Origin of the sequence: Massilia norwichensis (genome assembly GCF_024753245.1) — a bacterium.
GTDB classification, from domain to species: domain Bacteria; phylum Pseudomonadota; class Gammaproteobacteria; order Burkholderiales; family Burkholderiaceae_D; genus Telluria; species Telluria norwichensis.
In genome coordinates this window covers 49,563-76,053 of sequence record NZ_JANUGX010000027.1, presented here as the reverse complement: position 1 = coordinate 76,053, position 26,491 = coordinate 49,563, and the positions used below count along the sequence as shown (strand labels likewise).

The 26,491-nt window shown below is 66.8% G+C and carries 18 protein-coding genes; 11 read left to right on the top strand and 7 right to left on the bottom strand.

All coding sequences use genetic code 11. The annotated features are described in order from the left end of the window. Positions 1 to 24 precede the first annotated feature (24 nt). On the top strand, positions 25 to 195 hold the full coding sequence (locus tag NX782_RS20125; protein WP_258847266.1) for a hypothetical protein: 171 nt from the start codon (positions 25 to 27) through the stop codon (positions 193 to 195). A gap of 12 nt (positions 196 to 207) precedes the next feature. On the opposite strand, the gene NX782_RS20120 is transcribed toward NX782_RS20125, so the two are convergent. Beyond that, entirely contained in the window at positions 208 to 1,590 is a 1,383-nt protein-coding gene (locus NX782_RS20120; protein WP_258847265.1) for a YfcC family protein, read from the bottom strand. A 19-nt stretch (positions 1,591 to 1,609) separates the two neighbouring features. Then, positions 1,610 to 2,728, bottom strand: coding sequence for a M14 family metallopeptidase (locus NX782_RS20115; protein WP_258847264.1), 1,119 nt, complete (start codon positions 2,726 to 2,728; stop codon positions 1,610 to 1,612). Positions 2,729 to 2,884: 156 nt separating this feature from the next. Between NX782_RS20115 and NX782_RS20110 the strand changes: the two genes are divergently transcribed. Genes NX782_RS20110 through NX782_RS20100 form a run of 3 tightly spaced genes read left to right on the top strand, consistent with a single transcriptional unit; the run spans position 2,885 to position 7,774 of the window. Then, positions 2,885 to 3,820 carry a MurR/RpiR family transcriptional regulator gene (locus NX782_RS20110; RefSeq protein ID WP_258847263.1) on the top strand — a complete coding sequence of 312 codons (936 nt, stop codon included), beginning with the start codon at positions 2,885 to 2,887 and terminating at the stop codon, positions 3,818 to 3,820. Further along, on the top strand, positions 3,817 to 6,537 hold the full coding sequence (locus tag NX782_RS20105) for a TonB-dependent receptor (RefSeq protein ID WP_258847262.1): 2,721 nt from the start codon (positions 3,817 to 3,819) through the stop codon (positions 6,535 to 6,537). Before NX782_RS20110 ends, NX782_RS20105 begins: the two co-directional genes overlap by 4 nt. Before the next feature lie 10 nt (positions 6,538 to 6,547). Continuing rightward, entirely contained in the window at positions 6,548 to 7,774 is a 1,227-nt protein-coding gene (locus NX782_RS20100; protein WP_258847261.1) for a cyanophycinase, read from the top strand. A gap of 139 nt (positions 7,775 to 7,913) precedes the next feature. Here the strand turns inward: NX782_RS20100 and uvrA are convergent, their stop codons facing one another. After that, positions 7,914 to 10,763, bottom strand: coding sequence for an excinuclease ABC subunit UvrA (uvrA, locus tag NX782_RS20095; RefSeq protein WP_258847260.1), 2,850 nt, complete (start codon positions 10,761 to 10,763; stop codon positions 7,914 to 7,916). Positions 10,764 to 11,227: 464 nt separating this feature from the next. Between uvrA and ssb the strand changes: the two genes are divergently transcribed. Both ssb and NX782_RS20085 read left to right on the top strand, forming a co-directional pair. After that, a complete protein-coding gene (gene ssb / locus NX782_RS20090; protein ID WP_258847259.1) occupies positions 11,228 to 11,740 on the top strand; it encodes a single-stranded DNA-binding protein in 513 nt (170 codons plus the stop codon). Between the two features lie 154 nt (positions 11,741 to 11,894). Continuing rightward, positions 11,895 to 12,713 (top strand): alpha/beta fold hydrolase, encoded by an 819-nt coding sequence (locus tag NX782_RS20085; protein ID WP_258847258.1) that lies wholly within the window; start codon positions 11,895 to 11,897, stop codon positions 12,711 to 12,713. Between the two features lie 41 nt (positions 12,714 to 12,754). On the opposite strand, the gene NX782_RS20080 is transcribed toward NX782_RS20085, so the two are convergent. Then, positions 12,755 to 13,687: a family 1 glycosylhydrolase gene (locus NX782_RS20080; protein ID WP_258847294.1), complete on the bottom strand. Its 933-nt coding sequence runs from the start codon at positions 13,685 to 13,687 to the stop codon at positions 12,755 to 12,757. Positions 13,688 to 14,156: 469 nt separating this feature from the next. On the opposite strand from NX782_RS20080, the gene NX782_RS20075 reads away from it, so the two are divergent. The 5 genes from NX782_RS20075 (at position 14,157) to NX782_RS20055 (ending at position 22,263) form a co-directional block, all read left to right on the top strand. After that, the gene (locus NX782_RS20075; RefSeq protein WP_258847257.1) at positions 14,157 to 17,912 is read left to right on the top strand and encodes an ATP-binding protein; all 3,756 of its coding nucleotides are present in this window, start codon (positions 14,157 to 14,159) and stop codon (positions 17,910 to 17,912) included. Positions 17,913 to 18,395: 483 nt separating this feature from the next. After that, entirely contained in the window at positions 18,396 to 19,577 is a 1,182-nt protein-coding gene (locus tag NX782_RS20070) for an MFS transporter (protein WP_258847256.1), read from the top strand. Between the two features lie 145 nt (positions 19,578 to 19,722). Further along, positions 19,723 to 20,364 carry a DUF4254 domain-containing protein gene (locus NX782_RS20065; protein ID WP_258847255.1) on the top strand — a complete coding sequence of 214 codons (642 nt, stop codon included), beginning with the start codon at positions 19,723 to 19,725 and terminating at the stop codon, positions 20,362 to 20,364. Next, positions 20,361 to 21,182, top strand: a complete 822-nt coding sequence (locus NX782_RS20060; protein ID WP_258847254.1) for a glycosyltransferase — start codon at positions 20,361 to 20,363, stop codon at positions 21,180 to 21,182. Before NX782_RS20065 ends, NX782_RS20060 begins: the two co-directional genes overlap by 4 nt. Positions 21,183 to 21,186: 4 nt before the next feature. Beyond that, positions 21,187 to 22,263 carry a glycosyltransferase family 9 protein gene (locus NX782_RS20055; protein WP_258847253.1) on the top strand — a complete coding sequence of 359 codons (1,077 nt, stop codon included), beginning with the start codon at positions 21,187 to 21,189 and terminating at the stop codon, positions 22,261 to 22,263. On the opposite strand, the gene NX782_RS20050 is transcribed toward NX782_RS20055, so the two are convergent. From NX782_RS20050 to NX782_RS20040, 3 genes are read right to left on the bottom strand one after another with little or no spacing between them, the layout of a single operon-like run. Then, the gene (locus NX782_RS20050; protein ID WP_258847252.1) at positions 22,254 to 23,306 is read right to left on the bottom strand and encodes a glycosyltransferase family 9 protein; all 1,053 of its coding nucleotides are present in this window, start codon (positions 23,304 to 23,306) and stop codon (positions 22,254 to 22,256) included. The two genes, NX782_RS20055 and NX782_RS20050, sit on opposite strands and share 10 nt — an antisense overlap. 12 nt (positions 23,307 to 23,318) lie before the next feature. Continuing rightward, positions 23,319 to 24,692, bottom strand: a complete 1,374-nt coding sequence (locus tag NX782_RS20045; RefSeq protein WP_258847251.1) for a N,N-dimethylformamidase beta subunit family domain-containing protein — start codon at positions 24,690 to 24,692, stop codon at positions 23,319 to 23,321. Next, positions 24,689 to 26,371, bottom strand: coding sequence for a carbamoyltransferase family protein (locus NX782_RS20040; protein WP_258847250.1), 1,683 nt, complete (start codon positions 26,369 to 26,371; stop codon positions 24,689 to 24,691). Before NX782_RS20040 ends, NX782_RS20045 begins: the two co-directional genes overlap by 4 nt. Between the last annotated feature and the right edge of the window lie 120 nt (positions 26,372 to 26,491).

Below are 26,491 nucleotides of genomic sequence, written 5' to 3'. Positions count from 1 at the left end.
GCGAATGCCTGCTTCCTGTCCTCGGTGCGACTGCCGCCGCAGGGCCTGTGCCAGATCACCTACCAGGGCAACCTCGACCGCTGGTCCTACAACGCCAGCGACATCGCCGGTGCCGGTTTCGTCTGCACGGCAACCTGCGTCTGGGTCAAGGTCCACCGCAAGGAGCAGGCTGCCGACACGCCGGCCAGGGAATGAGCCGGCGCTTCCTCAGCTCCACCCCATCAGGCAGGGCGGCACCAGCAGCAGCAGGGCCAGCACCAGGTAGATCAGCTGCAGCGGAATCATCCACTTGGCCCAGGTCAGCCAGGGCACGCGCGCCAGCGCCAGCACGCCCACCGTGATGCCCGAGGTCGGGATCATCGGCGTGGAGAGTTCGCCGAGCTGGAAGGCGAGGATCGCGGTCTGGCGCGTGACGCCCACCAGGTCGGCCAGCGGCGCCATGATCGGCATCGTCAGCGCGGCCTGGCCGCTGCCCGAGTGGATGAAGAAGTTGATCACCGACTGGATCAGGTACATCTTCTGCGCCGCGAACACCGGGTGGCTCGAAGCTACCAGCGGCATCAGCGCGTGCAGCATGGTGTCGATGATGTGGGCGTCGCGCGCGATCACCATCGTGGCGCGCGCGATCGCGATCACCAGCGCGGTCGGCGCCAGGTCCTTCACGCCCTGCATGAAGGAGGCGACCCAGCTGTCCGGGCCCAGGCGGCCGACCATGCCGACCACGATCGCCATCGCCAGGAACAGCGCCGCGATCTCGTCGATGAACCAGTCGTACTTGACCACCCCGATCACCATCGCGCCCAGCGTGAGCGCGAAGATCGCCAGCACCGCCGCATGACGGCCGGTCATCCGTTCGTCGGCCAGCACCACCGGATGTTCCTGGCGCCGGGACTGGTCCAGCACATAGGTCGGGGACAGCGCCGGATTGCGTTTTACGCGCGCCGCGTACCACATCAGGAAGGCGATCGTCACGAAGGTCGCGGCGGCCCACACGATCAGGCGATACCCCATCCCCGAGAACACCGGCACGCCGGCGATGCCCTGGGCGATGCCGACGTTGAAGGGGTTCAGGAAGGCCGCGCCGAAGCCGACCTGCGAGCCGAGGAAGGGGATGGACACGCCGGTGATGGTGTCGTAGCCGAGCGCCAGCGCCAGCGGCACGAAGATGAGGATGAACGGAATCACCTCCTCGTTCATGCCGAAGGTGGCGCCGCCCAGCGAGAACAGGGTCACGAAGACCGGGATGATGGTGGCGCGCACCAGCTTCGAATGTGCGTGCGCGCGGGCGATCGAGCGGATCGCGGTGTCGATCGCTTCGGTCTTCTGCACCACCGCGAAGGCGCCGCCGACGATCAGCACGAAGCCGATGATCTGCGCCGCTTCTACAAAACCTTTGATCGGCGCCTTCATCAAGGCCACCAGTCCCTGCGGGCTGCTGGCCACGTAATGGAAGGTGTTCGGGTCGACCAGCTGCTTGCCGTTGACGAGGTGGGTTTCGTACTTCCCGCCGGGGACGAACCAGGTCGCCAGCGCGATCAATGCGAGGATCGCGAACAGCAGCACGAAGGTATTGGGCATTCGCAGGCGCATGCGCTTTGCTTCCTTATCGTTATTGACTCAGCAGGGAACCGGAACGGAAGGGCGTCGCGCCCGCGATCTTGCAGATGTGCGCGCCGCGCAGCAGGAAGCGGTGCGCGGTGCTGGCGAACAGCTGTCCCTCGCGGCTGGCGTGCACGGTGGCGGTCTTGCCGCTCACCGGGTTGACGATGTCGGCCACCGCCTCGCCGGCCGCGACCTGTTCGCCGAGCGCCTTGCGGAACACCAGCACGCCCGACTGCGGCGCGTCCAGGCGCTCGACGCCGCTCAGCGGTGTCGCTTCGCACAGCGGCGTGGGCAGCGCATCCAGCGGGATGTCGAGCAGGCCCTCGCGCGCCAGGTACTGCAGCAGCGCGCGCGCATCCTGTTCGGCCAGATCGTAGCGCACGTCCATCTCGCCGCGCAGCTCCACGGTGATGGCGGCGCAGGCTGGCGGGATCGGAAAGCGCGGGCCGAAGTGCGCGCCCAGGTCCCACCACAGGCGGCTGCAGGCTTCGTCGAAGGGATCGCCGCCCGAGGCATCGGACAGCAGCAGGGCGTGCGCGCCGAGCAGCGCGGCCAGCGGCGCCGCTTTCTGCGCCAGCGCGGTGCCGGCGTACAGGTGCAGCATGGCTTCGTTATCGCTGTGCAGGTCGAGCACGATGTCGGCGTCGATCGCCATGCCCAGCAAGGTCTTCTTCAGCAGGGTGGTCGGATCCGGCGCTTCCCAGCCGGCGATGACGGCGCGCGCTGCGGCGCGGATCGCGGCGACGTTCGCCGCCGCATCCGCACCCAGGCGGCCGGCGAGCGAAACCTTGAGCGCATCGGCCACGTGCAGGAAGGCGCGGTTGAAATTCACGCCGCTGCCGAAATCGAAACGCCCGAAGGGGATCCCCTGCATGACCTGCGACAGGCCGATCGGATTGGCGGCCGGGACCAGGATGATTTCGCCGAGGATGCGGCCTTCCTGATGGAGCCGGTCGAGTTCGCGCCTGAGACAGTGCGCCACCAGCATGGCCGGCACCTCGTCCGCATGCAATGCAGCCTGAATATAAGCCTTCCTGCCGCTGCCCGGGCTGCCGTAATGGAAGGAGCGCAGTTCATAGCCGGCGACCCCGGCTTCGGTCGCGATCGCGTGTTTGTAGGCGTGCATGGGCAGGTCTCCTGGCCGGTTCCGGCGTGCCCGGCCGATTATGTATGAATTTTTACACAAGGTAAATCCGTGAAAGATTTTTTTCAAAAACTTGTTGAGTTTGAAAACACAAGTGGATTACATTTGGAAATGTTTATTCGTTGACATCAGGTCACCATGACGCCCGCCGCCCCGTCCAGCGCTTCGCCCGACATCGGTTTCGCCGAGTCTTCGCTCGGCCAGAACCTGTTGCGGGTGCTGGCGGAAGGCTCGGCGTCGAACCGCACCATCGCCGACTACCTGCTGCGCAACCAGATGCGCGTCACCGCGCTCGGGATCGAAGAACTGGCCGAGGCCTGCGAGGTGTCGACGGCGACCATCAGCCGTTTTGCGCGCGACCTCGGCTTCAAGAACTACGCGGCGATGCGCGGCGCGGTGGCCGAGACCCTGCAGTCGGTGCTGCAGCCGGTCGAGAAGCTGCGCAGCACCATCGCCCGCAAGGCGGCGGCCGGCTCGCCGGCCAGCACGCCCGCGCTCGAAAGCCTGCATTACGCCGAAGCCGCCATCACCTCCACCAGCCGGGCTCTCGATGGCGCCCAGCTCGACCGCATCGGCGCGGTGTTCACCAAGGCCCGTACCGTCTACGTGATGGGCTTCGGCCTGTCCTCGTTCCTGGCCGGCGCGCTCGCCATGCACCTGCAGCCCTTCTGCCGTCAGGTGGTCGAAGTGGCCGCGAGCGGCGGCACCGAAGTCGCGGCCAGCCACCTGGCGAACATCGGCAGCCGCGACGTGCTGGTCGTGATTTCGCTGCCGCGCTATACGCTGGCCGTCGTGCCGCTGACCCGCTTCGCGCGCGACAGCGGCGCGACCGTCGTCTCCATCACCGATTCGCCCGCGTCCCCGCTCGCCGAGCTGGGACACCACGTGCTGTACGCGCACAGCGCGCATCCGGTACTGCCCAGCAGTTCGAGCGCCGCGCTGGCGCTGATCGAAGCGCTGGCCGTGTCGCTGATGACTTCCAATAAAGCCAATGTGGCCAAGGCGGCCCGCCATACCGAAGCGATTGCCGCCTACCTCTACGGCGACCACCACCCCAAAAGGAGCAGAGCATGAGAAAACATATTCTGGCGTCGAGCATCGCCGCGGCATTGGGTCTGATGGCGCAGCAGGCGCAGGCGCAGGAAGACGGACAGAAGGTGCACCGCGTCGAGATCACCGGCTCGTCGATCAAGCGCATCGACAGCGAGACGGCCTTGCCGGTGCAGATGATCACCCGCGAAGACATCGAGAAGATGGGCGCCACCACCGCCGCGGAACTGGTCAGGAACATCAGCGCCAACACCGCGCCGATCACGGACGGTCCCAGCATCACCGACGGCACCTCGGGCCAGCGCGGCCTGAACGCCGCCAACATGCGCGGCATCGGCGCCTCGTCCACGCTGGTGCTGCTGAACGGCCGCCGCCTGGCCAACTTCGCCTCGCCCGGCGACAACACCGGCGTCGACCTGAACAACATTCCGGCCGGCGCGATCCAGCGCGTCGAGGTGCTGAAGGACGGCGCCTCGGCGATCTACGGCACCGACGCGATCGGCGGCGTGATCAACTTCATCACGCGCAAGGATTACACCGGCATCGACCTGGCCGGCTCGCTCGCCGGCACCCAGCACGGCGGCGCCGGCAAGAAGACCGCCAGCATCAGCGCCGGCGCCGGCGACCTGAATACCGACCGCTTCAACGTGTTCGGCGTGCTGGACGTGCAGCAGCTCGACGCCCTGCGTTCGGGCCAGCGCGACTTCATCCAGAACCACCCGCTGGCGACCCTGCTGCCGGCCCAGATGTCGAGCAATACCTTCCCGGCGAATATCGACATCTCCGGCGCGCAGCGCAACGCCCTGATCGCGGCCGGCCTGCTGCCGGCCGGCAGCACCGTCAGCCGGGTCAACCCGAGCGCGCCGGGCTGCAACCCGCCCGCCACCGTGTACGCCCCGCTGGGCCCGGGCGGCAGGTACGGCTGCAGCTACGACTTCATGGAAGACACCGAGATCTATCCGGATTCGCGCAAGATCGGCTTCATCGGCCGCGCGACCTTCCAGCTGAACCCGGAAAACCAGCTGTTCGCGGAACTGGTGCAGACCCAGGCGAAGACCAAATATGTGCTGTCGCCGAATCCGGTCCGTATCCGCAACCTGCCGGTCAGCATCCTGCCGACGGCCTACCGCAACGCCTTGACCGGCGCCGGCCTGCCCGACACCTTCAGCGGGATCCGCTACCGCATGGCTGAAGCCGGCAACCGCAGCAACGAAGTGACCAGTACCGGCCAGCGCCTGGTGCTCGGCGCCAGCGGCACCCTGGCCGGCTGGGACTACGACGTGGCCGTGGCGCGCGCCGAGAACCGCGCGGTCGACAAGTACGTGAACGGCTACGTCCTGTTCGACAAGTTCGACGCCGCCGTGCGCAACGGCACCGTCAACCCGTTCGCGCCTTCGTCCCCGGCCGCGATCGATCTCATCAACGGCATCAAGATCAACGACGAGGCGCGCAAGGCCAAGGGCGTGAGCACTTCGCTGGATGGCAAGATGTCGCGCGCCCTGACCGCGCTGGCGGGCGGCGACCTGGCGATCGCCGTGGGCGGCGAACTGCGCCGCGAGCGCCAGAAGTTCACGCCCTCGGATCTGCTCCTGTCGAACAATATCGCCGGCGACCGCGACAGCACGATCCCGGCCGGCGAGCTGCTCGAGAGCGAGGCTGCGGACAACAGCCGCAAGGTCGCATCGGTGTTCACCGAGCTGGTGGCGCCGTTCACCAAAGAGCTCGAGATGCAGTTCGCGCTGCGCTACGACCACTACAGCGAAGTCGGCAACACCACCAATCCGAAGGTCGGCATCCGCTGGCAGCCGGCACCCGCCGTGCTGCTGCGCGCCTCGGCCGGCACCGGCTTCCGCGCGCCTTCGCTGTCGGACCTGAAGCGCCCGACCATCTTCGGCACCACCGCCGGCATCCTGACCGACCCGCAGTGCGTTGCCCAGGACGGCAGCATCGACGCCTGTACCGACCAGTGGGACGTCGAACGCCGCTCGAACCCGAACCTGAAACCCGAGAAATCGCGCCAGTTCACGCTGGGCACCGTGATCGACCTGGGCAAGCGCACCAACTTCTCGATCGACTACTGGAACATCGAGAAGAAGGACGTGATCAGCACCCTGGGCGAACAGGTCATCATCAACAACCCCGCCACCTACAACGGCACCTACATCCAGCGCGACGAAGACGGCTACATCTCGAGCATCCTGCTGATGAAGGAAAACCAGGGCCGCCTGAAGACCTCGGGCCTGGACCTGGGCGGCGAGTGGTACAGCGAGCGCGGAGCCTGGGGCCGCGTTGGCGTCAACCTGTCCGGCACCCTGGTGCTGAAGTACGACCGCCAGTTCGGCCCGCAGGAACCCTACCGCACCAACCTCGGCGTGTTCCTGAACGACCAGGTGATCCAGAAGTGGCGCCACCGCATCAACTTCGAATGGGACAGCGGCCCCTACAGCCTGACGCTGGCGAACCAGTACTCGTCCAGCTACACCGACCAGAACACGACCTACGACCCGGCCAGCGACACGCTGCTGCCGCCCAACCACGTGAAGCATTATTCGCTGTGGGACCTGACCGGCAGCTGGGCGATCGGCAAGAACCTCAAATTGCGCGCCGGCGTGCTGAACCTGCTGGACAAGGATCCGCCGTTCTCGAACCAGTCCTGGTTCTTCCTGTCCGGCTACGATCCGAGCTATACCGATCCGCGCGGCCGCAGCGCCTTCCTGAGCGCGAACTACTCGTTCAAGTGATGGGGTGCGTATGTTGAAGAGACTGTGCTTCGCGCTGGCGCTGGCGGGGCTTGCGGCCGCAGCTGTGGCGTCTGCGGCGCCGGCCGCCGCGCCGGATAGTCCCAAGGGTTCGCTGGTCATCATCGGCGGCGGCCTGCGTGCCAACAACGCCGAGGTCTACGACAGGATCGTCGCGCTGGCCGGCGGCAAGGGCGCGCGCATCGCCGTGTTCCCGACCGCCGCCGGCACGCCCGAGCGCGAAGGGCAGCTCACGGTGGCGGCCCTGAATCGCCACGGCGCACAAGCCTTCGTGGTGCCGATCGCGCCGCGCCTGGCCGGCACCGACGCGCGCAAGGCGGCCGACGATGCCGCGCTGGCGGACAAGGTGCGCAGCGCCGGCGGCGCCTTCTTCACCGGCGGCGACCAGGCCCGCATCACCGGCGCGCTCCGGCATGCGGACGGCAGCAACACCGCGGTACTGGACGCGCTGTGGACGCTGTATCGGCGCGGCGGCGTGATCGCCGGTACCAGCGCCGGCGCCGCGATCATGAGCAAAACCATGTTCTACGATCCGCCGGCCGAGGTGCTGCCGATGCTGAAGAACGGCGTCAATGACGGCAAGGATGTGGCGCCTGGCCTCGGCTTCGTCGGCGACGACGTCTTCATCGACCAGCACTTCCTGATCCGCGGCCGCTTCGCGCGCATGCTGCCGGTGATGCTGGCCAAGGGCTATACGCTGGGCCTGGGCATCGACGAGAACACCGCCGCCGTGGTGGGCCCGTCGCGCGACGTGACCATCATCGGCTATCGCGGCGCGCTGGTGCTCGACCTGGCCGGCGCCACCACCAACAAGGCGCAGCAGGCCTTCAATGTGTCGGATGCGCGCATCAGCTACCTGGACAGCGGCGACCGTTTCAACCTGGTCAACCGCGCCTATTCGCCGGGGCCGGACAAGGAACCGCTGAAGAACATCGACCGCGAGCACCGCGAGGCCATCTTCACCACCGACATCCTCGGCAACACCTCGGTGGTGAACCTGCTCGAGAAGCTGGTGGACAGCGACCAGCAGCGCGCCGTCGGCCTCGCCTTCGAAGGCCCGGGTAGCCGTACGCCGGAACGCGGCTTCGAGTTCACTTTTACGAAAGTGCCGGATACGCGCGAGTACGCGACCAACCGCGAGGATGCGTATTCGATTTATCGAATCCGGATGGATGTGCGGCCGGTGAAGATCAACCAGCCGTTCTATTCGCCGGAATGACGTCGTCCCCGCGCACACATAAACGTCGTCCCGCGCATATAAACGTCGTCCCCGCGAAGGCGGGGACCCAAGTTTGTACGCGTTTCGGTAACGCATGCAGTACTTGGGTCCCCGCCTGCGCGGGGACGACGGGTAAAGCTTACTGCTTCAGCAGCGGCTTCAGATACTTGCCGGTCACGCTGGCCTTGTTGGCAGCCACCTGTTCCGGCGTGCCCGTCGCGACGATGGTGCCGCCGCCCGCGCCGCCTTCCGGACCCAGGTCGACGATCCAGTCCGCGGTCTTGATCACGTCCAGGTTGTGCTCGATGATGGCCAGGGTGTTGCCCTGGTCGCGCAGGCGGTGGATCACCTTCAGCAGCAGGTCGATATCGGCGAAGTGCAGACCGGTGGTCGGCTCGTCGAGGATGTACAGCGTGCGTCCGGTGTCGCGCTTGGACAGCTCCAGCGACAGCTTCACGCGTTGCGCCTCGCCGCCCGAAAGCGTGGTCGCGCTCTGGCCCAGCTTGATGTAGCCGAGGCCCACGTCCAGCAGCGTATGGAGTTTGCGGGCGATGACCGGCACCGCCTTGAAGAACTCGTGCGCATCCTCGACCGTCATGTCCAGCACTTCGGTGATGTTCTTGCCCTTGTACTCGACTTCCAGCGTCTCGCGGTTGTAGCGCTTGCCGTGGCAGACGTCGCAGGGCACGTACACGTCCGGCAGGAAGTGCATCTCGACCTTGATCACGCCGTCGCCCTGGCAGGCTTCGCAGCGGCCGCCCTTGACGTTGAACGAGAAGCGGCCGGCCGAGTAACCACGTTCCTTCGCGGTCGGCACCGTCGCGAACAGGTCGCGGATCGGGGTGAACACGCCGGTATACGTGGCCGGGTTCGAGCGCGGGGTGCGGCCGATCGGCGCCTGGTCGACCGAGATCACCTTGTCGAAGTGTTCCAGGCCGTGGATCGCGGCGTGCGGCGCCGGCTCGGTCTGCGAACCGTACAGGTGGCGCGACAGGGCCGGGAACAGGGTGTCGTTGATCAGCGTCGATTTACCGGAGCCGGACACGCCGGTCACGCAGGTCATCAGGCCGACCGGCAGTTCCAGGGTCACGTTCTTCAGGTTGTTGCCGGTCGCGCCGCTGATGTGCAGCATGCGCTCCGGGTCGGCCTGGGTGCGCTTCTTCGGCACTTCGATCTTCTTGCGGCCGCTCAGGTAAGCCGCGGTCAAGGACTCCTTGTTCTTCATGATGTCCTTGATCGAGCCTTCGGCGATCACGGCGCCGCCATGCACGCCGGCGCCCGGACCCATGTCGACGATGTAGTCGGCGGTGCGGATCGCATCCTCGTCGTGCTCGACCACCAGCACCGAATTGCCGATGTCGCGCAGGTGCTTCAGGGTCGCGATCAGGCGGTCGTTGTCGCGCTGGTGCAGGCCGATCGAAGGCTCGTCCAGCACGTACATCACGCCGGTCAGGCCGGAACCGATCTGCGAAGCCAGGCGGATACGCTGGGCTTCGCCGCCCGACAGCGTATCGGCGCTGCGGTCCAGCGACAGGTAATCGAGGCCGACGTCGTTCAGGAATTTCAGGCGCGCCACGATCTCCTTGATCACGCGCTCGGCGATGTCCTTCTTGGCGCCGCTCAGTTGCAGGCTGTCGAAATAGCTCAGGCACTCGCGCAGCGGAGTTTTCGCCACTTCATAGATCGCGCGCTGCTGCTCGCCGTTGCCGATCTTGACGTAGCGCGCTTCGGTACGCAGGCGCGCGCCGCCGCAGGTCGGGCATTCCTTCTCGTTGATGAACTTGGCCAGCTCCTCCTTCACCGCCATCGAGTCGGTCTCGCGGTAGCGGCGCTGCAAGTTGTTGACCACGCCTTCGAAGGTGTGCTCGCGGATCACGGTGCGGCCACGCTCGTTCACGTAGGCGAAAGGCACGGTGTTCTTGCCGGAGCCGAACAGGACCACGTCCTGGGCCGTCTTCGGCAACTGCTCGAAAGGCTTGTCGAGGTCGAATTCGTAGTGGTCCGCCAGGCTGCTCAGCATCTGGAAGTAGAACTGGTTGCGGCGGTCCCAGCCCTTCACGGCGCCGGACGCCAGCGACAGGTTCGGGAAGGCGACGATGCGCTTCGGATCGAAGAACTCGATGTGGCCCAGGCCATCGCATTCCTGGCAGGCGCCCATCGGGTTATTGAAGGAGAACAGGCGCGGCTCCAGCTCCTGCAGCGAATAGCCGCAGACATTGCAGGCGAACTTGTTCGAGAAGATGTGTTCCTTCGCGGTGTCCATCTCGTAGGCCACGGCGCGGCCGTCGGCCAGGCGCAGCGCGGTTTCGAAGGACTCGGCCAGGCGCTGCTTGATCTCGGGCGTGACCTTGATACGGTCGATCACCACGTCGATCGTGTGCTTTTCCGTCTTCTTCAGCTTCGGCAGGTCGTCGACGTCATAGATCTTCGCATCGCCGGTGCCGCTCTGGACGCGGAAGCGCACGAAACCCTGGGCCTGCATCGAGGCGAACAGGTCGCCGTGCTCGCCCTTGCGGTTGGCGACGACCGGCGCCAGGATCATCAGCTTGGTCCCTTCCGGCATCGCCAGCACGGCGTCGACCATCTGCGAGACGGTCTGCGCGGTCAGCGGCTCGTGCGAGTGGTCCGGGCAGTAGGGCGTGCCGACGCGCGCGTACAGCAGGCGCAGGTAGTCGTGGATCTCGGTGACGGTGCCGACGGTCGAACGCGGGTTGTGCGAGGTCGCTTTCTGCTCGATCGAGATGGCCGGCGACAGGCCCTCGATCAGGTCGACGTCCGGCTTTTCCATCAGCTGCAGGAACTGGCGCGCATAGGCCGACAGCGATTCGACGTAGCGGCGCTGGCCCTCGGCATACAGGGTGTCGAAGGCGAGCGAGGACTTGCCGGAGCCCGACAGGCCGGTGATCACGATCAGCTTGTTGCGCGGCAGGTCGAGATTGATGTTCTTGAGGTTGTGCGTGCGGGCGCCGCGGATTCGGATTTCTTCCATCAGGTTTTTGCTGGCTTTCGAAGAGTGGTGGGCCGGACGAGGAGAACTCACTAGTTTACCTGTTTTTATTCACAGTGGTATACGCGCTGTGAATTTGGTGTGGCTGCGTTATCTACCTGGCATGGGAACGCACCAGGCGTGTTTTGGGTATGTGGTCGGGAGTCCGGCGAATTCAATGGCAGACTCACCAGAGAGCGCAAAAATTTTTGAACGGGGCAGGGGCGCTACGCCAGGATTGGCCAACAAATATTGATGGAAATCTCTTCCAAATCAGGCACTTCGACCCCATCTTCGCTGTCTGAACCGGTGCTGGAGAATGCAGCACCCGGGCAGGCTCTGCGGCCTCTAAAAAATTGCCTCCGAAGCTAGCCGACGAGGCATAATACTGGTCGCAGTACCTATTGTTCCCTGGCGCTTAGTCAACGCGCAGAGTCAGGGCTCACAACATCTGAAGGAGCTTTACCATGGCATCAGTTAACAAGGTCATCATCGTCGGCAACCTCGGCCGCGATCCGGAAATCCGCTACATGCCGAGCGGCGACGCCATCGCCAACATCGCCGTGGCGACCTCGTACAAATCGAAGGACCGCAACACCGGTGAGCAGAAAGAGCTGACCGAATGGCACCGCATCTCCTTCTTCGGCCGTCTTGCCGAAATCGTCGGCCAGTACCTCAAGAAAGGCTCGTCGGTTTACGTCGAAGGCCGCCTGCAGACCCGCAAGTACACCGACAAGGACGGCATCGAGCGCTACGCGACCGACATCATCGCCGAGAACATGCAGATGCTGGGCGGCCGCCAGGGTATGGGCGGCGGCGACAGCTACGGTGGTGGTGACGACAGCTACGGTGGCGGCGGCGGTTACGATGCCCCGCCGAGCCGTCCGGCACCGCGCCAGGCGCCGCCGGCACCGGCCGCACGTCCGCAGCCGAAACCGGCACCGAACTTCTCGGATATGGATGACGACATCCCGTTCTAAGCTGTCCGGAAGTCGACAATCCCAAGCCCGCAGGCTGCAACAGCCTGCGGGCTTTTTCTTTACCGAACTGCCGGGCAAGCGTGCGTATCGTCCAGATGGAAAACCTTACACTGCCGTCTCCGTCCAAACAGGTCTGTTAACGAAAGGAGTACGCATGCCTACCATCCAGACGTCCGGTGCCAATCCGACCGAGCTGTACTACTACGAACAAGGGCAAGGCAAGCCCGTGGTACTGATCCACGGCTGGCCGCTCAGCCACCGTATGTGGGAGTCGCAGATCACCGCCCTGGCCGAGGCCGGCTACCGCGTCATCGCCTACGACCGCCGCGGCTTCGGGCAATCGGGTCGTCCGACCGGCGGCTACGATTACGACACCTTCGCCGCCGACCTCAACGATCTGATGACCCAGCTCGACCTGCGTGACGCCGCCATTGCCGGCTTTTCGATGGGCGGCGGCGAAGTCGCGCGCTACATCGGCCGCTACGGCACCGAGCGGATCTCGAAGGCCATGCTGTTGGGCGCGGTCCCGCCTTTCCTGCTGAAGACGGACGACAATCCCGAGGGCGTGGACAAATCGGTGTTCGACGGCATGCTGGACGGCGTGAGGAAGGACCGCATCGCCTTCCTCGAAAGTTTCTTCCCGAACTTCTACAACCTGCAGCCAGGGCAGGGCCAGGATCTGCTCGGTTTCAGCAAGTGGCAGGCCTGGGCGGCTTCGCCGCTGGCGACCCAGCAATGCATCGTCGCTTTCGGCATGACCGACTTCCGCGCCGACCTGGAAAAGTTCGATGTGCCGACCCTGGTCGCGCACGGGGATGCTGACCAGATCGTGCCGCTGGAAGTTTCCGGCCAGCGCTCGCATCAGATGATTCAGGGCAGCCGGCTTGAGGTGGTGAAGGGGGCGCCGCATGGCTTTGCTGCGACGCATGCTCAGCAGCTTAATGCGCTGATGCTGGATTTTCTCAACGCATAAAACCGGCCGGCGTGGGCACGGGGTGCCCACCCTACCTTACCTTACAGGCAGAGGAAGCCGCCGTCGACCTGGCCGCGCCAGGTGCGGATCAGGTCGCGGTAGGCTTCGCCGACCGGCTGGATGCGGCGCTCCAGGTCGCACAGGCCCAGGCGGTTGACCTTGCCGAGCTCCTTGGTCAGCGAACTGTCCCAGTCGACCTGGTCGATCAGGCTGTACCAGGTGAAGCCGAGGATGGGCACGCCGTCGGCTTTCAGGCGCATCAGGTTCGACCATTGCTTTTCCAGCCAGACGCGGGCGTTCTTTTCCTGGCTGCCTTCGTCGCGGTTGTTGGTCTCGGTGTGCATCACCGGCAGGCGGTAGCGCTCGTAGTACTGCTTGGTGATCACGTAATAGCCGAACATTTCGCAGACGTCGACCCGGCCGTCGGCATAGGCGGTGTGCTCGTTCACCGCGTAATAATCGTTGCCCATGATGCAGTGGGTACGGACACTGTTATCGAGGAAGAAGTGGTACTCCTCGCGCGTCATCCCGTTGTCCATCAGGAACTCGTAGGTCCGGCCGCAAACATCGTAGCCATAAGTGAAGTCGAGGGCCAGGAAGCGCAGTTCGTTGAGGTGCCGGGCCCATTCCATCGCGTCCGGTCCGGCCGGGTGGTAATACTCCGAAGATTCGCTCTGGATGAAATGGGCTTGCGGCTGCACCTGCAGGATCGCCTGGGTGGCCAGGATGTTCGCCTTCGCCAGGTGCTTGACGGCGGTAACGAAGGCCTGGTCCGAGGCCAGGCGCTCGTTCCACATGCCCTTGATGGCCGACAGCTTGGCGGTGACGTACATTTCGTTGACCGGCGTGTACAGCGTGACCCAGGGAAAGCGCTCCGCGAAGGCCCGCGCGTACTCGGCAAAATGATGGGGGAATTCGGGATTCTGGAAATCGCCGAGCCAGTCCGGCAGGCCGAAATGGCAGAGGTCGACGATGGGGAGGATGCCGAGCCGGCGGATCTCGGCGAAGACCTGGTCGGTGAATGCCCAATCGTAGCGGCCGGGGCCGAGGTGGGTGCGGTACCAGGGGGGGACCGTAGCGCAGGGCGTCGATGCCGAGCGTGCGCACGAGGGCGAGATCGTCCTTCCAGCGATCGTAATGGCCGGTTTTCTCCATTTCGTCGATGCGCATGGGCTTGCCGTCCGGCCCGGCGATCACCGGGTAGCTGCTTTCGATCCCTGTCGCAAATAAGAACTTCTGCATGCCCATCCTTTTTGCCGAGCCAGCCAGCATCTTAGCCGGAGGGCTCGCGGGCGCTCCGCACGATAAGCTGCTACATGCCTGCAACATGCTCCGGGCTTTGCTAAAGTACAATATCATGACATTCATCATTTCAAGTCTGCCTCCATGCCACCTTCCCCTGCATCGTCCGCGGCAGACGATGATTCCGTCAAAAACGATGATTTGAGCTGGCTGGCCGGCGGCGGCGAGATGGGCGCCCTGATCCGCAGCATGGACTGGTCGGCAACGCCGCTCGGGCCGCCCCGGCAGTGGCCGCAGAGCCTGCGCACTTCGGTCAGCCTGTGCCTGTCCTCGACCTTTCCGATCCTGATCGCCTGGGGGCCGGACGACATCCAGATCTACAACGATGCCTACCGTCCGATCTGCGGCGACCTGCATCCGCGCTCGATGGGGGCGCCATTCAAGGAAATCTGGGCCGCCGCGCTGCCGGTGGTCGGCGACGCCTTCGACCGTGCCCACAAGGGAGAGGGCGCCTACATCCGCGACCAGCGCATGTTCGTCGAGCGCCATGGCTACCTCGAAGAAATCTTCATGACCTTCTCGTTCTCGCCGATCCGCGACGAGTCCGGCGAGATCGGCGGCATCTTCCACCCGATCACGGAAGCGACCGAAGCGGTGCTGAACGCACGCCGCACGCAGATCCTGCGCGACCTGAGCGCCGCCATCGGCGACGCCCGCACGATCGGCGACATCGCGCACGACATCGCCGCCCAATACCAGCAGTTCGCACTCGACCTGCCGTTCGTGGAGGTGTACCAGCTGGACGCCGCCGCCAACCGCCTGCTGCTGCGCGGCGGGGCCGGCCTGGACGCGCACACGCACCTGGCGCCGGCGGTGGCTGAACTCGACGACAGCTTGTGGCCCTTCGCACGCACCGCGCAGGCGCGCGAGCCGCAGCAGGTCGACGGCCTGCGCGCGCGCTTCGGCAACACGCCCTGCGGTCCGTACGAGGCCGCGCCGGATTCGGCGCTGGTGCTGCCGATCACCGTGCCGGGCCAGCAGGAGCTGTTCGGCTTCGTGGTGGCGGGCGTGAGCGCCGCGCGCGCGCTCGATGCGGCCTACCTGAATTTCTACGAGCGCCTGGCCACGGCCGTCAACACCGCGGTCGGCAACGTGGTCGCCTACGAAAAGGAGCAGCGCCGGGCCGAAGAGCTGGCCCAGATCGACCGCGCCAAGACCGCCTTCTTTTCGAACGTCTCGCACGAATTCCGCACGCCGCTGACCCTGATCCTGGGCCCCCTCGACGATGCCCTGGCCGACCAGGCCGAGCCCCTGAGCCCGGCGCAGCGCCGGCGCGTCGACCTGACCCACCGCAACGCCTTGCGCCTGCTGAAGCTGGTGAATTCGCTGCTGGATTTTTCGCGCATCGAGGCCGGACGCGTGCGCGCCAGCTACATGCCGCTCGACCTGGCGCGCCTGACTGCCGATCTGGCCAGCGTGTTCGAATCGGCCATGGAAAAGGGCGGCCTGGCCTACACGGTCGAGCTGCAGGACCTGGGCGAGCCGGTCTACGCCGACCGCGACATGTGGGAAAAGATCGTCTTCAACCTGCTGTCGAACGCCTTCAAGTTCACGCTGCATGGCGGCGTCACGGTCCGGCTGGCGCGGCATGGCGGCATGGCGCGCCTGTCGGTGATCGACACCGGCAGCGGCATCCCGGCAGAGGAACTGCCGCGCCTGTTCGAACGTTTCCACCGCATCGAGGGCACGCCCGGCCGCACCTACGAGGGCACCGGCATCGGCCTGGCGCTGATCCAGGAACTGGTGCGCCTGCATGGCGGCACGATTGCCGTGCACAGCGTGCAGGGCGAGGGCACCCGTTTCGACGTCGACATCCCCTTCGGCCAGGCCCACCTGCCCGAGGACCGGATCGTGGCGCCGGATGCCGTGGTGCCGGACGACGACGGCCAGCGCATGGGCGCGGCCTTCGTCGAGGAGGCGCTGCGCTGGCTGCCGGACGAGGATACGGTGCCCGCACCGGGCCGGACAGTAGCGGGCGGCCAGTTGCAGCCGGCTGTGCAGCCGCCGCGCATCCTGATCGCTGACGATAACAACGACATGCGCGCCTATCTGAAATCGCTGCTCGAGCCGCGCGCCGAGGTCAGCGTCTGCAGCGACGGCGAGGCCGCCTTCGAGCAGCTGCTGCGCGATCCGCCCGACCTGCTGCTGAGCGACGTGATGATGCCGAAGCTGGACGGCTTCGGCCTGATCGCCCGCATCCGCGCCACCGAATCGCTGCGCCATCTTGCCGTGATCCTGCTGTCGGCCCGCGCCGGCGAGGAAGCCAAGATCGAAGGCCTGCAGGCGGGCGCCGACGATTACCTGGTCAAGCCCTTCGCCGCCAACGAACTGCTGGCGCGGGTACAGCGCCAGGTCGCGCAGGCGCGCGAGCGCCAGGGGCGCCAGCAGGAAGCGGAAATGCGCGAATCCTATTTCCACTCGCTGGTCGACCTTGCGCCCGTCATGCTGTGGACCACCGATGGCAACGGCAGCTGCACCTATCTGAGCCAGCAGTGGTACGACTACACGGGCCGCACGCCGGAGCAGGACCTCGGCCATGGCTGGATGGAGAACATCCACCCGGACGACCTGGAGCGGGCCCGCGACATCTTCCAGGCCGCCTCCCGGCAAGGCCAGCCCTTCGTGCTCGACTACCGCGCGCGCCGCCACGACGGCGCCTACCGCTGGGTCATCGACACCGGCACGCCGCGGGTCGACCAGCACGGCCAGCCGAACGGCTACGTCGGCACCGTGGTCGACGTCCACGAGCGCACCATGCTGCAGCAGGCCTTGACGGAAAAGAACCGCATGCAGAGCGAGTTCCTGTTTACGCTGGCGCATGAACTGCGCAATCCGCTGGCCCCGATCCGCACCGGTCTCGAACTGATGCGGGTGCGCCCCGGCGCCCGGAATGCCGATGAAGTGCAGGACATGATGCAGCGCCAGGTCGACCACATGGTGCACCTGGTCGACGACCTGCTCGACATGGCGCGCCTGTCCGAAGGCAAGGTCGCGCTGAAGCGCTCGCAGGTGATGCTGAGCAAGGTCGTCCACGACGCGGTCGAGATGAGCATGCCGCTGGTCCGCAGCGGCGAGCACCACCTGGCGGTGCAACTGCCGGATGCCGACGTCGCGATGTGCATCGACCGCCACCGTATCGCCCAGGTGCTGAGCAACCTGCTGAACAACGCGGCCAAGTACACGCCGCGCGGCGGACAGATTGCCGTCGAGCTCAGGTTCGAGCAGCAGGATGCCGTCCTGGCCGTGAGCGACAACGGCATCGGCATCGATCCGGCCAAGCTGCCCACGATCTTCGACATGTACACCCAGGTCCACGAGGGTCTGGGGCAGGGCGGCCTCGGCGTCGGCCTGAACCTGGTCAAGCGCCTGGTCGAGCTGCATGGCGGTGCCGTGGTGGCGGAAAGCCGCGGTCCGGGGCAGGGCAGCCGCTTCACGGTGCGCCTGCCGCTACGGCAGCCCGAGACCGGCGCCGAGCCGGACGCGGTGCAGGAAGACGAAGCGGCGGCCGCCGCGCCGTCGGCATCGGACGCGCTGCGGGTGCTGGTGGTCGACGACAACGTCGATGCGGCCGAGACGCTGGGCGCCCTGCTCGAGATGTGCGGCCACGAGGTGGCGCAGGCGCACGACGGAGCCGGTGCGCTGGCGCAGGCCGGCAGCTTCCTGCCGCATGTCGTGTTCCTCGACATCGGCCTGCCCGACCTGAGCGGCTTTGACGTCGCGCTGGCGATGCGCAGGATTGCCGGGGTCGAAGACGCCATGCTGGTCGCCCTGACCGGCTGGGGCGCGGAGCAGGACCGGCAGCGCTCGACCGACGCCGGCTTCGACGCCCATCTCACCAAGCCGGCCGACTTCGACAGCGTCGACAAGCTGCTGCGCCAGGCCGCGGCCCGCCGCTGATCCTTCTACCGCTCCCGGCGACACATTCGTGACGCCGGCACATCCTTCTGCGTTGCATTCAGTTACAAAATCTGCCGGGCTGCCATGCTGCCCGGCAGGCTGCCGCATAGCCTTGTTCAATTTCGTTGCACGGCATACGAGGCGCCGTCGGATTTTTGATTTCCAGTCATAAATCCAGCTGTTCCGACAGCATTCTGGGGCGTTATGAGATTTGCGTATGGCTGGTATCACGCCTCTTTTTAGCCCTATCCGCTTTGAAATCGTCCTTATTTTTCGTTTTTCCGAAAAAATTCCCTTATCAATCGGATCATTGTGTCTATATCGCGCAACGCTTCGATGGATGCTTACAAACTGAAAGAAATTTTTTTCCGGGTGGCAAAGCAAAGTCGATGCGATGCGCGTAGAATTCGATTCCATCAGTTTCCCGACGCCAACTACTTCTGGTTGGCGTTTTGCTTTGAACCCAAGAACACAACACACCAAATGCAAAATCGTTCCCGCACCACCAGCACTGCCCGAGCCATTGCGCGCACCCTGTCGCTCGCGCAGGCCCAGCAATATGCATTGCCCGTCCTGTTCACCGTATTCGGCGTGATCATGGGTTCGTGGGCCGGCCGCATCCCGGCCATGGCCGAGCGCGTGCACGTGTCGCACTCGCAGCTGTCGATGGTGCTGCTGATGGGCGGCCTGGGCGCCGTCCTGTCCTACCCGATCTCCTCGCGCATGATGGCCTCGCTGGGCGCGCGCAAGACCCTGCTGTTCTCGGGCATGGCCCTGCTGGGCGTGCTGATCGCCATCGGCGCCGCCCCGACCGTGCCGCTGCTGATGATGGCCGTGCTGAGCCTGGGCATCACCGCCAGCACCTTCGACGTCGCCATCAACTCGGCCGCGACCGCCCGTGAAAAGGCGACCGGCAAGTCGGAACTGTCGAAGCTGCATGGTCTCGGCTGCGCCGGCGGCCTGGCGGGTGCGACCCTGGGCAGCCTGATGGCCAGCCTGCACATCGTGCCGGTCACCCACTTCCTGATGCTGGCCGGTCCGCTGGCCTTCGTCCTGTACTACGCCTACACCATGCTGGACGCCGATGTGGCCGGCGAAGGCGCGGTGGTCGAGAAGAAGAAATTCACCCTGCCGCGCGGCCAGCTGCTGGTGCTGGGCTCGCTGGGCTTCCTGGGTTCGATGGCCGAAGGCAGCATCGCCGACTGGAGCGGCGTGTTCCTGAAAGAGCACTTCGGTGCGTCGGACGGCCTGGCGCCGCTGGCCCTGTCCTGCTTCTCGGTCATGATGCTGCTGTCGCGCCTGGTCGGCGACAAGCTGAAGGCACGCTACGGCGCGCGTCCCCTGGTCACCAGCGGTTCGATGCTGGGCGCCGCCGGCCTGTTCTTCGCGGTGCTGTCGCCGGATGCCTACTTTGCGCTGTTCGGCTTCGCCATCGCCGGTCTCGGCCTGTCTCTGGTGTTCCCGTTCGTGTTCAGCGCCGCCGGCGGCCAGGGCCCGGCAGCACTGGCCGGCGTGGCCAGCATGGCCTACAGCGGCAGCCTGATGGGTCCGCCGGTGATCGGCGCCATCGCCCAGGGCTACGGCATGCAGATCGCCATCGCCTACGTCGGCGGCCTGGCTGCGCTGATCGCCTACGTGGCCAGCCGCGCCCGCATGCTGAAGTAATCGGGATTACGTTTTCCTTTGTCGGGGGCGGTTGCCGTGAGGCGCCGCCCTTTTTTTTGCGCCGCGCCAAGGCCGGCTGCAAGCGATCGAACTCCGGCACGGCCGAGCACTCCAAACGCTGTCACCATACGGCGGGGGAGTGTTCATGCACAGCACAATCGACGCGAGGGCGGTCACGGCCTTCCACGACCAGGCCCTGCGCAATCCGGACTGGCCGGTCTTCGACGAAGCCCGCGCCGGCACCTGGACCTGGATCGCCGCCAACCACCGCTACAACGGCCTGCTGTGGCGCGAGGAAGACCGCGCGCGCCGGCTCGACGTGCCGCCCAGCGAAATCGCCGCCAGCAAGCGCCTGATCGACCGCTACAACCAGAAGCGCAACGACGCCGTCGAAGCCCTTGACGAACGCCTGCTGGGCGAACTCGCCCGCGTCAGCCGCCAGCCCGGCGCGCGCCTGTCCAGCGAAACCGCGGGCGCGATGATCGACCGCCTGTCGATCCTGGCGCTCAAGATCCACCACATGCGCGCGCAGGCCCAGCGCCACGAGGCCGGTGCCGAGCACATGCATGCCTGCGCCTGCAAGCTGGAGCGCCTGACGGCCCAGCGCCAGGACCTGATGTCCTGCCTTGACGCCCTGCTGCAGGATGCGCGGGAGGGACGCGCCTTCTTCAAGATCTACCGCCAGTTCAAGATGTACAACGATCCCAGCCTGAATCCCTACCTGTACGGGCAGGCGCAGGCGCACGGGATCGCGCATGGGAGCAATCAAGGGGAGGCGGCGCCGTGAGCGGGAACAGGCATGAAGTCATCGACGTCCTGGTGCCCACCCGCAACCGGCCGGCGGCGCTGGCGGTGACGCTGGCGGCACTGGGTGCCCAGACCTGGCCGGCGCTGCGCATCGTCATCGCCGACCAGTCCGACGGCGCCGGCGCCTTTGCCCATGGCGAAGTGCAGGCGGTACTGCGCTACCTGCGCGCAACCGGACGCCAGGTCGAGACCTGGCGCAACTTGCCGCCGCGCGGCATGGCCCAGCAGCGCGCCTTTCTGCTCGAGCGGGTGCAGGCCCACTATTGCCTGTTCCTCGACGACGACGTCATCCTCGAGCCCAGCCTGGTGGGGCGCCTGTATGCCGTGATCGAAGCCGAAGGCTGCGGTTTCGTCGGCAGCGCCCTGCACGGTCTCAGTTTCCTGGGGCAGGAAAGGCCGGCGCAGGAACGCATCGAATTCTGGGACGGCCCGGTGACGCCGGAAACCGTGCGTCCCGGCGGCAGGGCCTGGGCCCGGCATCACCTGCACAGCGCCGCCAACCTGTATCACGTGCAGTCGCGGCTCGGCGCCGGGCCGGATGCCACGCGCACCTACAAGGTGGCCTGGGTCGGCGGCTGCGTGCTGTTCGACACCGCCTGCCTGCGCGCCGCCGGCGGCTACGATTTCTGGACCGAATTGCCGGCCCAGCATTGCGGCGAGGACGTGCTGGCCCAGCAGCGCGTGATGGCGCGCTACGGCGGCTGCGCCATCCTGCCCTCGGGGGCTTACCACATGGAGCTGCCGACCACGGTCACGGCACGGGCCATCGATGCACCTTATGTGCTCCCCATCGAGTGAGCCGATGCGTGAACCCATGGAGGAGGTGCGCAAGATCGCCGTGCTGCGGCCCAACGCGGTCGGTGACTTCGTGTTCGCGCTGCCGGCCTTGCATGCGCTCAAGCACCGCTACCCGGAGGCCGAGATCGTCCTGCTGGGCAAAGCCTGGCATGCCGATTTCCTGCGCGGCCGGCCCGGGCCGGTGGACCGCGTGGCCGTGCTGCCGGCGATCCCGGGCGTGGGCGCCCCTCCGGACGCGGACTTCGACGACCAGGCGGTCGGGCGCTTCATCGAGGCCACGCGCGAGGAGCGCTTCGATATCGCGCTGCAGATGTTCGGCGCCGGGCATTACTCGAATCCTTTCCTGCTGCGCCTGGGCGCGCGCCTGAGTGCGGGCGCGCGCGCCGGCAACGCGCCAGCGTTGGACCGCTGGGTACCGTATTGCGAGCCGAACAACCGCCGCCTGGCGCTGCTGGAAATCGCCGGGCTGGTGGACGCCTGGCCGGGGCCCTTGCCGTCGCCCGAGCTGGCGCTGACCGGCGCCGATCGTCTCGATGCCGCACGTGCGCTGCCGCCACTGCCGGACGAGCGCCTGGCCGTGCTGCAGCCCGGCGCCACCGATCCGCGCCGGTGCTGGCCGGCGCAGCGTTTTGCGGCGCTCGGCGACTGGCTGGTGGCGCAGGGGATGCAGGTCGCCGTCAACGGTTCCGCCGGCGAGGCGGGGCTGGTCGACGCCGTGATCGGGCAGATGCGCCATCCGGCCATCGCTCTCGCCGGATCCCTCAGCCTGGGCGGCTTGTGCGGTCTGCTGGCGCGTGCGACGCTGGTCGTGTCGAACGACACCGGCCCGCTGCACCTGGCGCTGGCGCTGGGCGTACCCAGCGTCGGTATCTTCTGGCTCACGAACCTGGTCGAAGGCATGCCGCTGCGCCAGTCCGGCCTGCGCGCGGCGCTGTCGCTGCGCACCCGCTGCCCGGTCTGCGGCCAGGACAACGTCGGCACACGCTGCCCGCATGACGACAGCTTCGTGGCGGACGTCAGCCTGGAGCAGGTCCAGCACTTGGCCTGGTCGCTGCTGCTGCAGCCACGCACTTACCAGTAAGGCCACATGCCGACACTGCGCTGCCGGCTCGGCGCCGTGCCGGACAGCAGGGCGCGCGCATGCTGCAGCACCACCGCGGCGCGCTGCGCGTCCGGGTCCCAGATGCAGCGATGGCTATGGCGGTCGAGCGGCGCCCAGCGGGCGATGTCGGCCTTGCTGAACACCACCACGCTCTTGAGCTTCAGGCCGGCGGCGATGTGGGACACGCCGGTGTCGTTGCAGAGCAGGAGCTTGGCCTTGCGCATCAGCACCGCCATGGCGCCGATCGAGATCGGGGCGGCGGCGTTGACCGGCTTGTGGTGCATGTGGGCCGCCACCTCGGCCGTCAGGTCGGCTTCGCTGGCCGAGCCGGTCAGCACCGGGGTCAGGCCGAATTCCGCCGCCAGCCGATCCCCGACCTCGGCAAACTGGCGCGGCGGCCAGCATTTGTCGCGCTGGCGTGCGCCCGGGTGGATGCAGAAATAGGACTTGTCCTGCAGGTTTTTCGCCAGGCCGCTGGCGTCGAGTTCTTCTTCGTCTCCGGGCGAAAGCGGAAATTCCAGGTGCAGTCCGGCCGGTTGGGCACCGAGTTCCTCGACCAGGCGCAGCAGGCGCTCGGGCTCGGCGCCCGTCTCCGGATAGGGCAGCAGCACGGTACGGTCGCGTATCAGCGCTGCGCCGCGGCAATAACCCGCCAGCGCTTTCGCACCGAAGCCGCTGACGATGTCGTTGGTGACGTCGCCGCTGCCGTGCATCTGCAGCGCCAGCCCGAACTCGCGCGCGCACAGGCTCGTATAGAAGCGCGCCAAGGCTTCGTGCTGCACCGGCTGCTCGGGCAGCAGCGGGTGGCCGGGGAAGGGGATGAATTCGTCGATGTAGCCGCTGAAACGGTCGGCGAACTGCTGCGCCCAGGGCAGGCCGACCAGGGCGATGTGGGCGCGCGGTGCGGCCGAGCGCAGCGCGCGCAGGGCCGGCACGGCGCACAGCATGTCGCCCAGCTGGAGTGCGCGGAAAACAACGATCGACGACGGGTCAAGGCGTCGTAGTAGTGGACGGCGTTGCATGAATAATGCCTCCTACCGAGATCCCAGCCGGTCGAGTACGTTACGTGTGATCCGCTCGACCCGGCGGTCGCGGCCGCAGCCGAGCACCTGGGTCCAGTCGGTGGTACCGGCCGAGAACACGCTGCCGTTGCGCCGGTAGATGCCGAGCGTGGCCGCATGCACGCCTTCGCCCGGCCCGTGCCGTTCGCGCGGCGGCAGTTCCTGCCAGTGCGGGCCGAGCGGCGCGGCCGCCAGCAATTGGTAGCTCGACGGCGTGCCGCCCTCGTCGGCCATGGTCGACAGCACGGCGCCATAGCTGGCGTCGAAGGCGTCCAGCGGCGCGCCGTCGCATTCGTAGCCGACCAGCGGCGGCCAGCTGTGTTGCCCGAAGGCGTCGCCGCGCCGCAAGCCGGTGCCGGCGAAGATCCAGTGCTCGGGTTGCTGGACGATGAAGCCGGCGCTGTCGCGCGGTCCGTCCCACCAGCCGCCGCCATGGCGGTAGCTGACTCCGCACAGCATGTCTTCGGGACGCGCCGCGCCGCTGGGCGGCCACCAGTGGTCGAAGGCGCCGCGCGGCCCACCCTGGTGGCAGACCATGGCTGCGCCGCCGTCGACCAGGTGGATGCGCCACCAGCACAGGTTGGCGGCGAAGAAGGCGACGTTGCCGCCGTCGGCGACGAAGTCTTCGACCGCGTCGCGCGTGGCCTCGCTCCAGTATTCGTCGTGTCCGGCCGACAGCAGCAGGCGGTAGCCCTGCAGGATGCCGGGATCGGCGTGGATGTCGAGGTCGGTGCAGAAATCCGGCGCATAGCCGTTGCGCAGCAGCCAGCGGATGAAGCGCGCATCCCAGTGCGCGAAAGACTGGCGCGGCGAGCTGGCATCGTAATGGTCGGCCGCTCCCCACACCGGTCCGCCGATGCCGCCGCCGGGCCGGCGCAACGAGACCCGCGCGCCAGGCGGATTGGCCGAGCGCGGCGGCTGGTGGTAGAAGCAGGCGCCGCCGCTGACGTTGTAGGCGTGGTAGGTGGCCAGCGGCAGCTTGTAGAGCAGGCCGCCCCGTAGTTCGCTCGCTTCCGACCGGTGCGCCCGCACCACGAACAGCGCCGCCCCATGGTCGCGTGCCAGGTCGAACACGCGCTTGCGTCCTTCTTCCTCGAACTCGGCAATGTAGACGGCGGACGGCCAGTCCGGCGGAATCTCGATGCCGTAGGCCGGCCAGTCCCAGTCGCAGTCCGCGGCGCCATCCTCGGCATGGCGGCCGGGCAACCAGCCGGTACGGCAGACCAGTACCGGGCCGTCACCCCAGCGGTAGAAGGCAACGCGAAAGCGCGGGCTGTCGGTCGCCACGTGCAGGGTGAGCGTGGCGCCGGGCAGTACGCTGGCGTCCCGCGGGTAGCCACGGATCATGCGGGCAGCTCCGGCTCGGTGCGCTTGGTGATGAGGAAGGGCGGCATGGCCAGCGCGTGCAGGGGCATGCGCCGGAACGAGGCCAGCGCTTCCTGCGGCGTTTCGACGATCGGTTCGTCCTTGCCGTTGAACGAGGTGTTCAGCAGCACCGGCACGCCAGTGGCCGCTTCAAAGCCCTGCAGCAGGCGGCGCAGCAGCGGGTCGTCGTCGCTGCCGACTGTCTGCAGGCGTGCGGTGCCGTCGACGTGGGTGATGGCCGGTACCCGCGCCGCCATCTGCGGCCGTACCGGTGCCGCGAACTGCATGAAGGGCGAGGGGCCGGGCAGGTCGAACCAGTCGGCGGCGTGCTCCTCGAGCACCACCGGCGCCAGTGGGCGGAACCATTCGCGCTGCTTGACGCGGGCGTTGATCCAGTCGCGCATCATGGCCTGGCGCGGATCGGCCAGGATGCTGCGGTGGCCGAGGGCGCGCGGGCCGAATTCGCTGCCGCCCTGGTAGAGGCCGAGCACCCGGTTCGAACGCAGCAGGCCGAGCATGCGGCCGCGCAGCATGTGCATGTCGGGCAGCAGCTCGACGTGCAGGTCGTCGCGGTCGAGCAGGGCCGCTTCGATCTGCTCCCGTCCCGGCACCGGCCCCAGGTAGTCGTGGGTCCAGCGGTAGGCGCAGCTTTCGCCGGCCAGTTCGGTCAGACCGTACAGCGCGCAGCCGAGGGCCGTGCCGGCATCGCTCGGCGCCGGCGGGATGAAGATCTGGCGGAACGGTGTTTCGCGCAGCAGGCGTTCGTTGGCCGAACAGTTGAGGGCGGTGCCGCCGGCAAAGCACAGGTTGTCGAGCCGGGTCTGGACGTGCAGCCAGCGCGCCACTTCCAGCAACGCATCCTCGAAGGCGCGCTGGCCGGCCGCGGCCAGGTTGGCGCAGTCCTGGAACGCGACGCCGGGCTGGCCGTAGTGGAAGCGTTCGCGCTCGCGCAGCAGGTCGCGCCAGGCTGCCGGAATGCCGACTTGACCGGCCTCGACCGTTAGCGGCGGCAGGCCCAGGGCACGCGGATCGCCATGCGGAGCCAGTCCCATCACCTTGCCTTCGTTGCCTTCGCCCGGGAACATGGCCTGGGTCAGCAGGAAATAGAACATGCCCAAGCCGACCAGGTGCGCATCGTCGCGGTCCCACAGCTGCTTGCCGAGGCAGAGCACGCGTTCGCGGTCGGCGCGGTAAAAGGAGGCGACTTCGCGCCAGTCGCCGGGCACGTAGGCGGCGCCGGCCCAGTATTCCGTCAGGTCGGACACGGGGCTGCCCTGGCCGTCGACGATCATCACCGCGGCTTCGCGGAAGGGAGAGGACGGGAACACGCTGTGGACATGCGCCAGGTGGTGCGAGATGCGGGCGCGCCGGCAGCCGGGGGCGAGGCGCAGGCTTGATACCAGTTCTTCCTCGTACAGCGGCAGGCGCGCGATTTCCTCGTCGGACGAAAAGCATTCGACCACCACGTCGATCGGGCGCTCGGGCCAGGGCAGGTGCGGGAGATAGAAGTCGCGCAGGTCCCCAGGCTTGCCCCAGTGGTGTTTGCGGCGGCTGAGGCGTTCCTTCTGGATTGCCCACACGAGCCGCGACCCCTGCATCAGGCAGACGCTGGCATCCTGCGTCCGGTTTATGCCAAGCACGACGGGAGCATCGGTCATCATGGTCTCCTCCTTCCGGTGGGATGAACGGTCCAGCGAAGGCTTGGAGCATGCTGAGTTGCGATTAGTTCTGCGCCGGCGGGCGAGGGATATCAGGGTGCGCTCATCGAAGCTGTGCGTGTC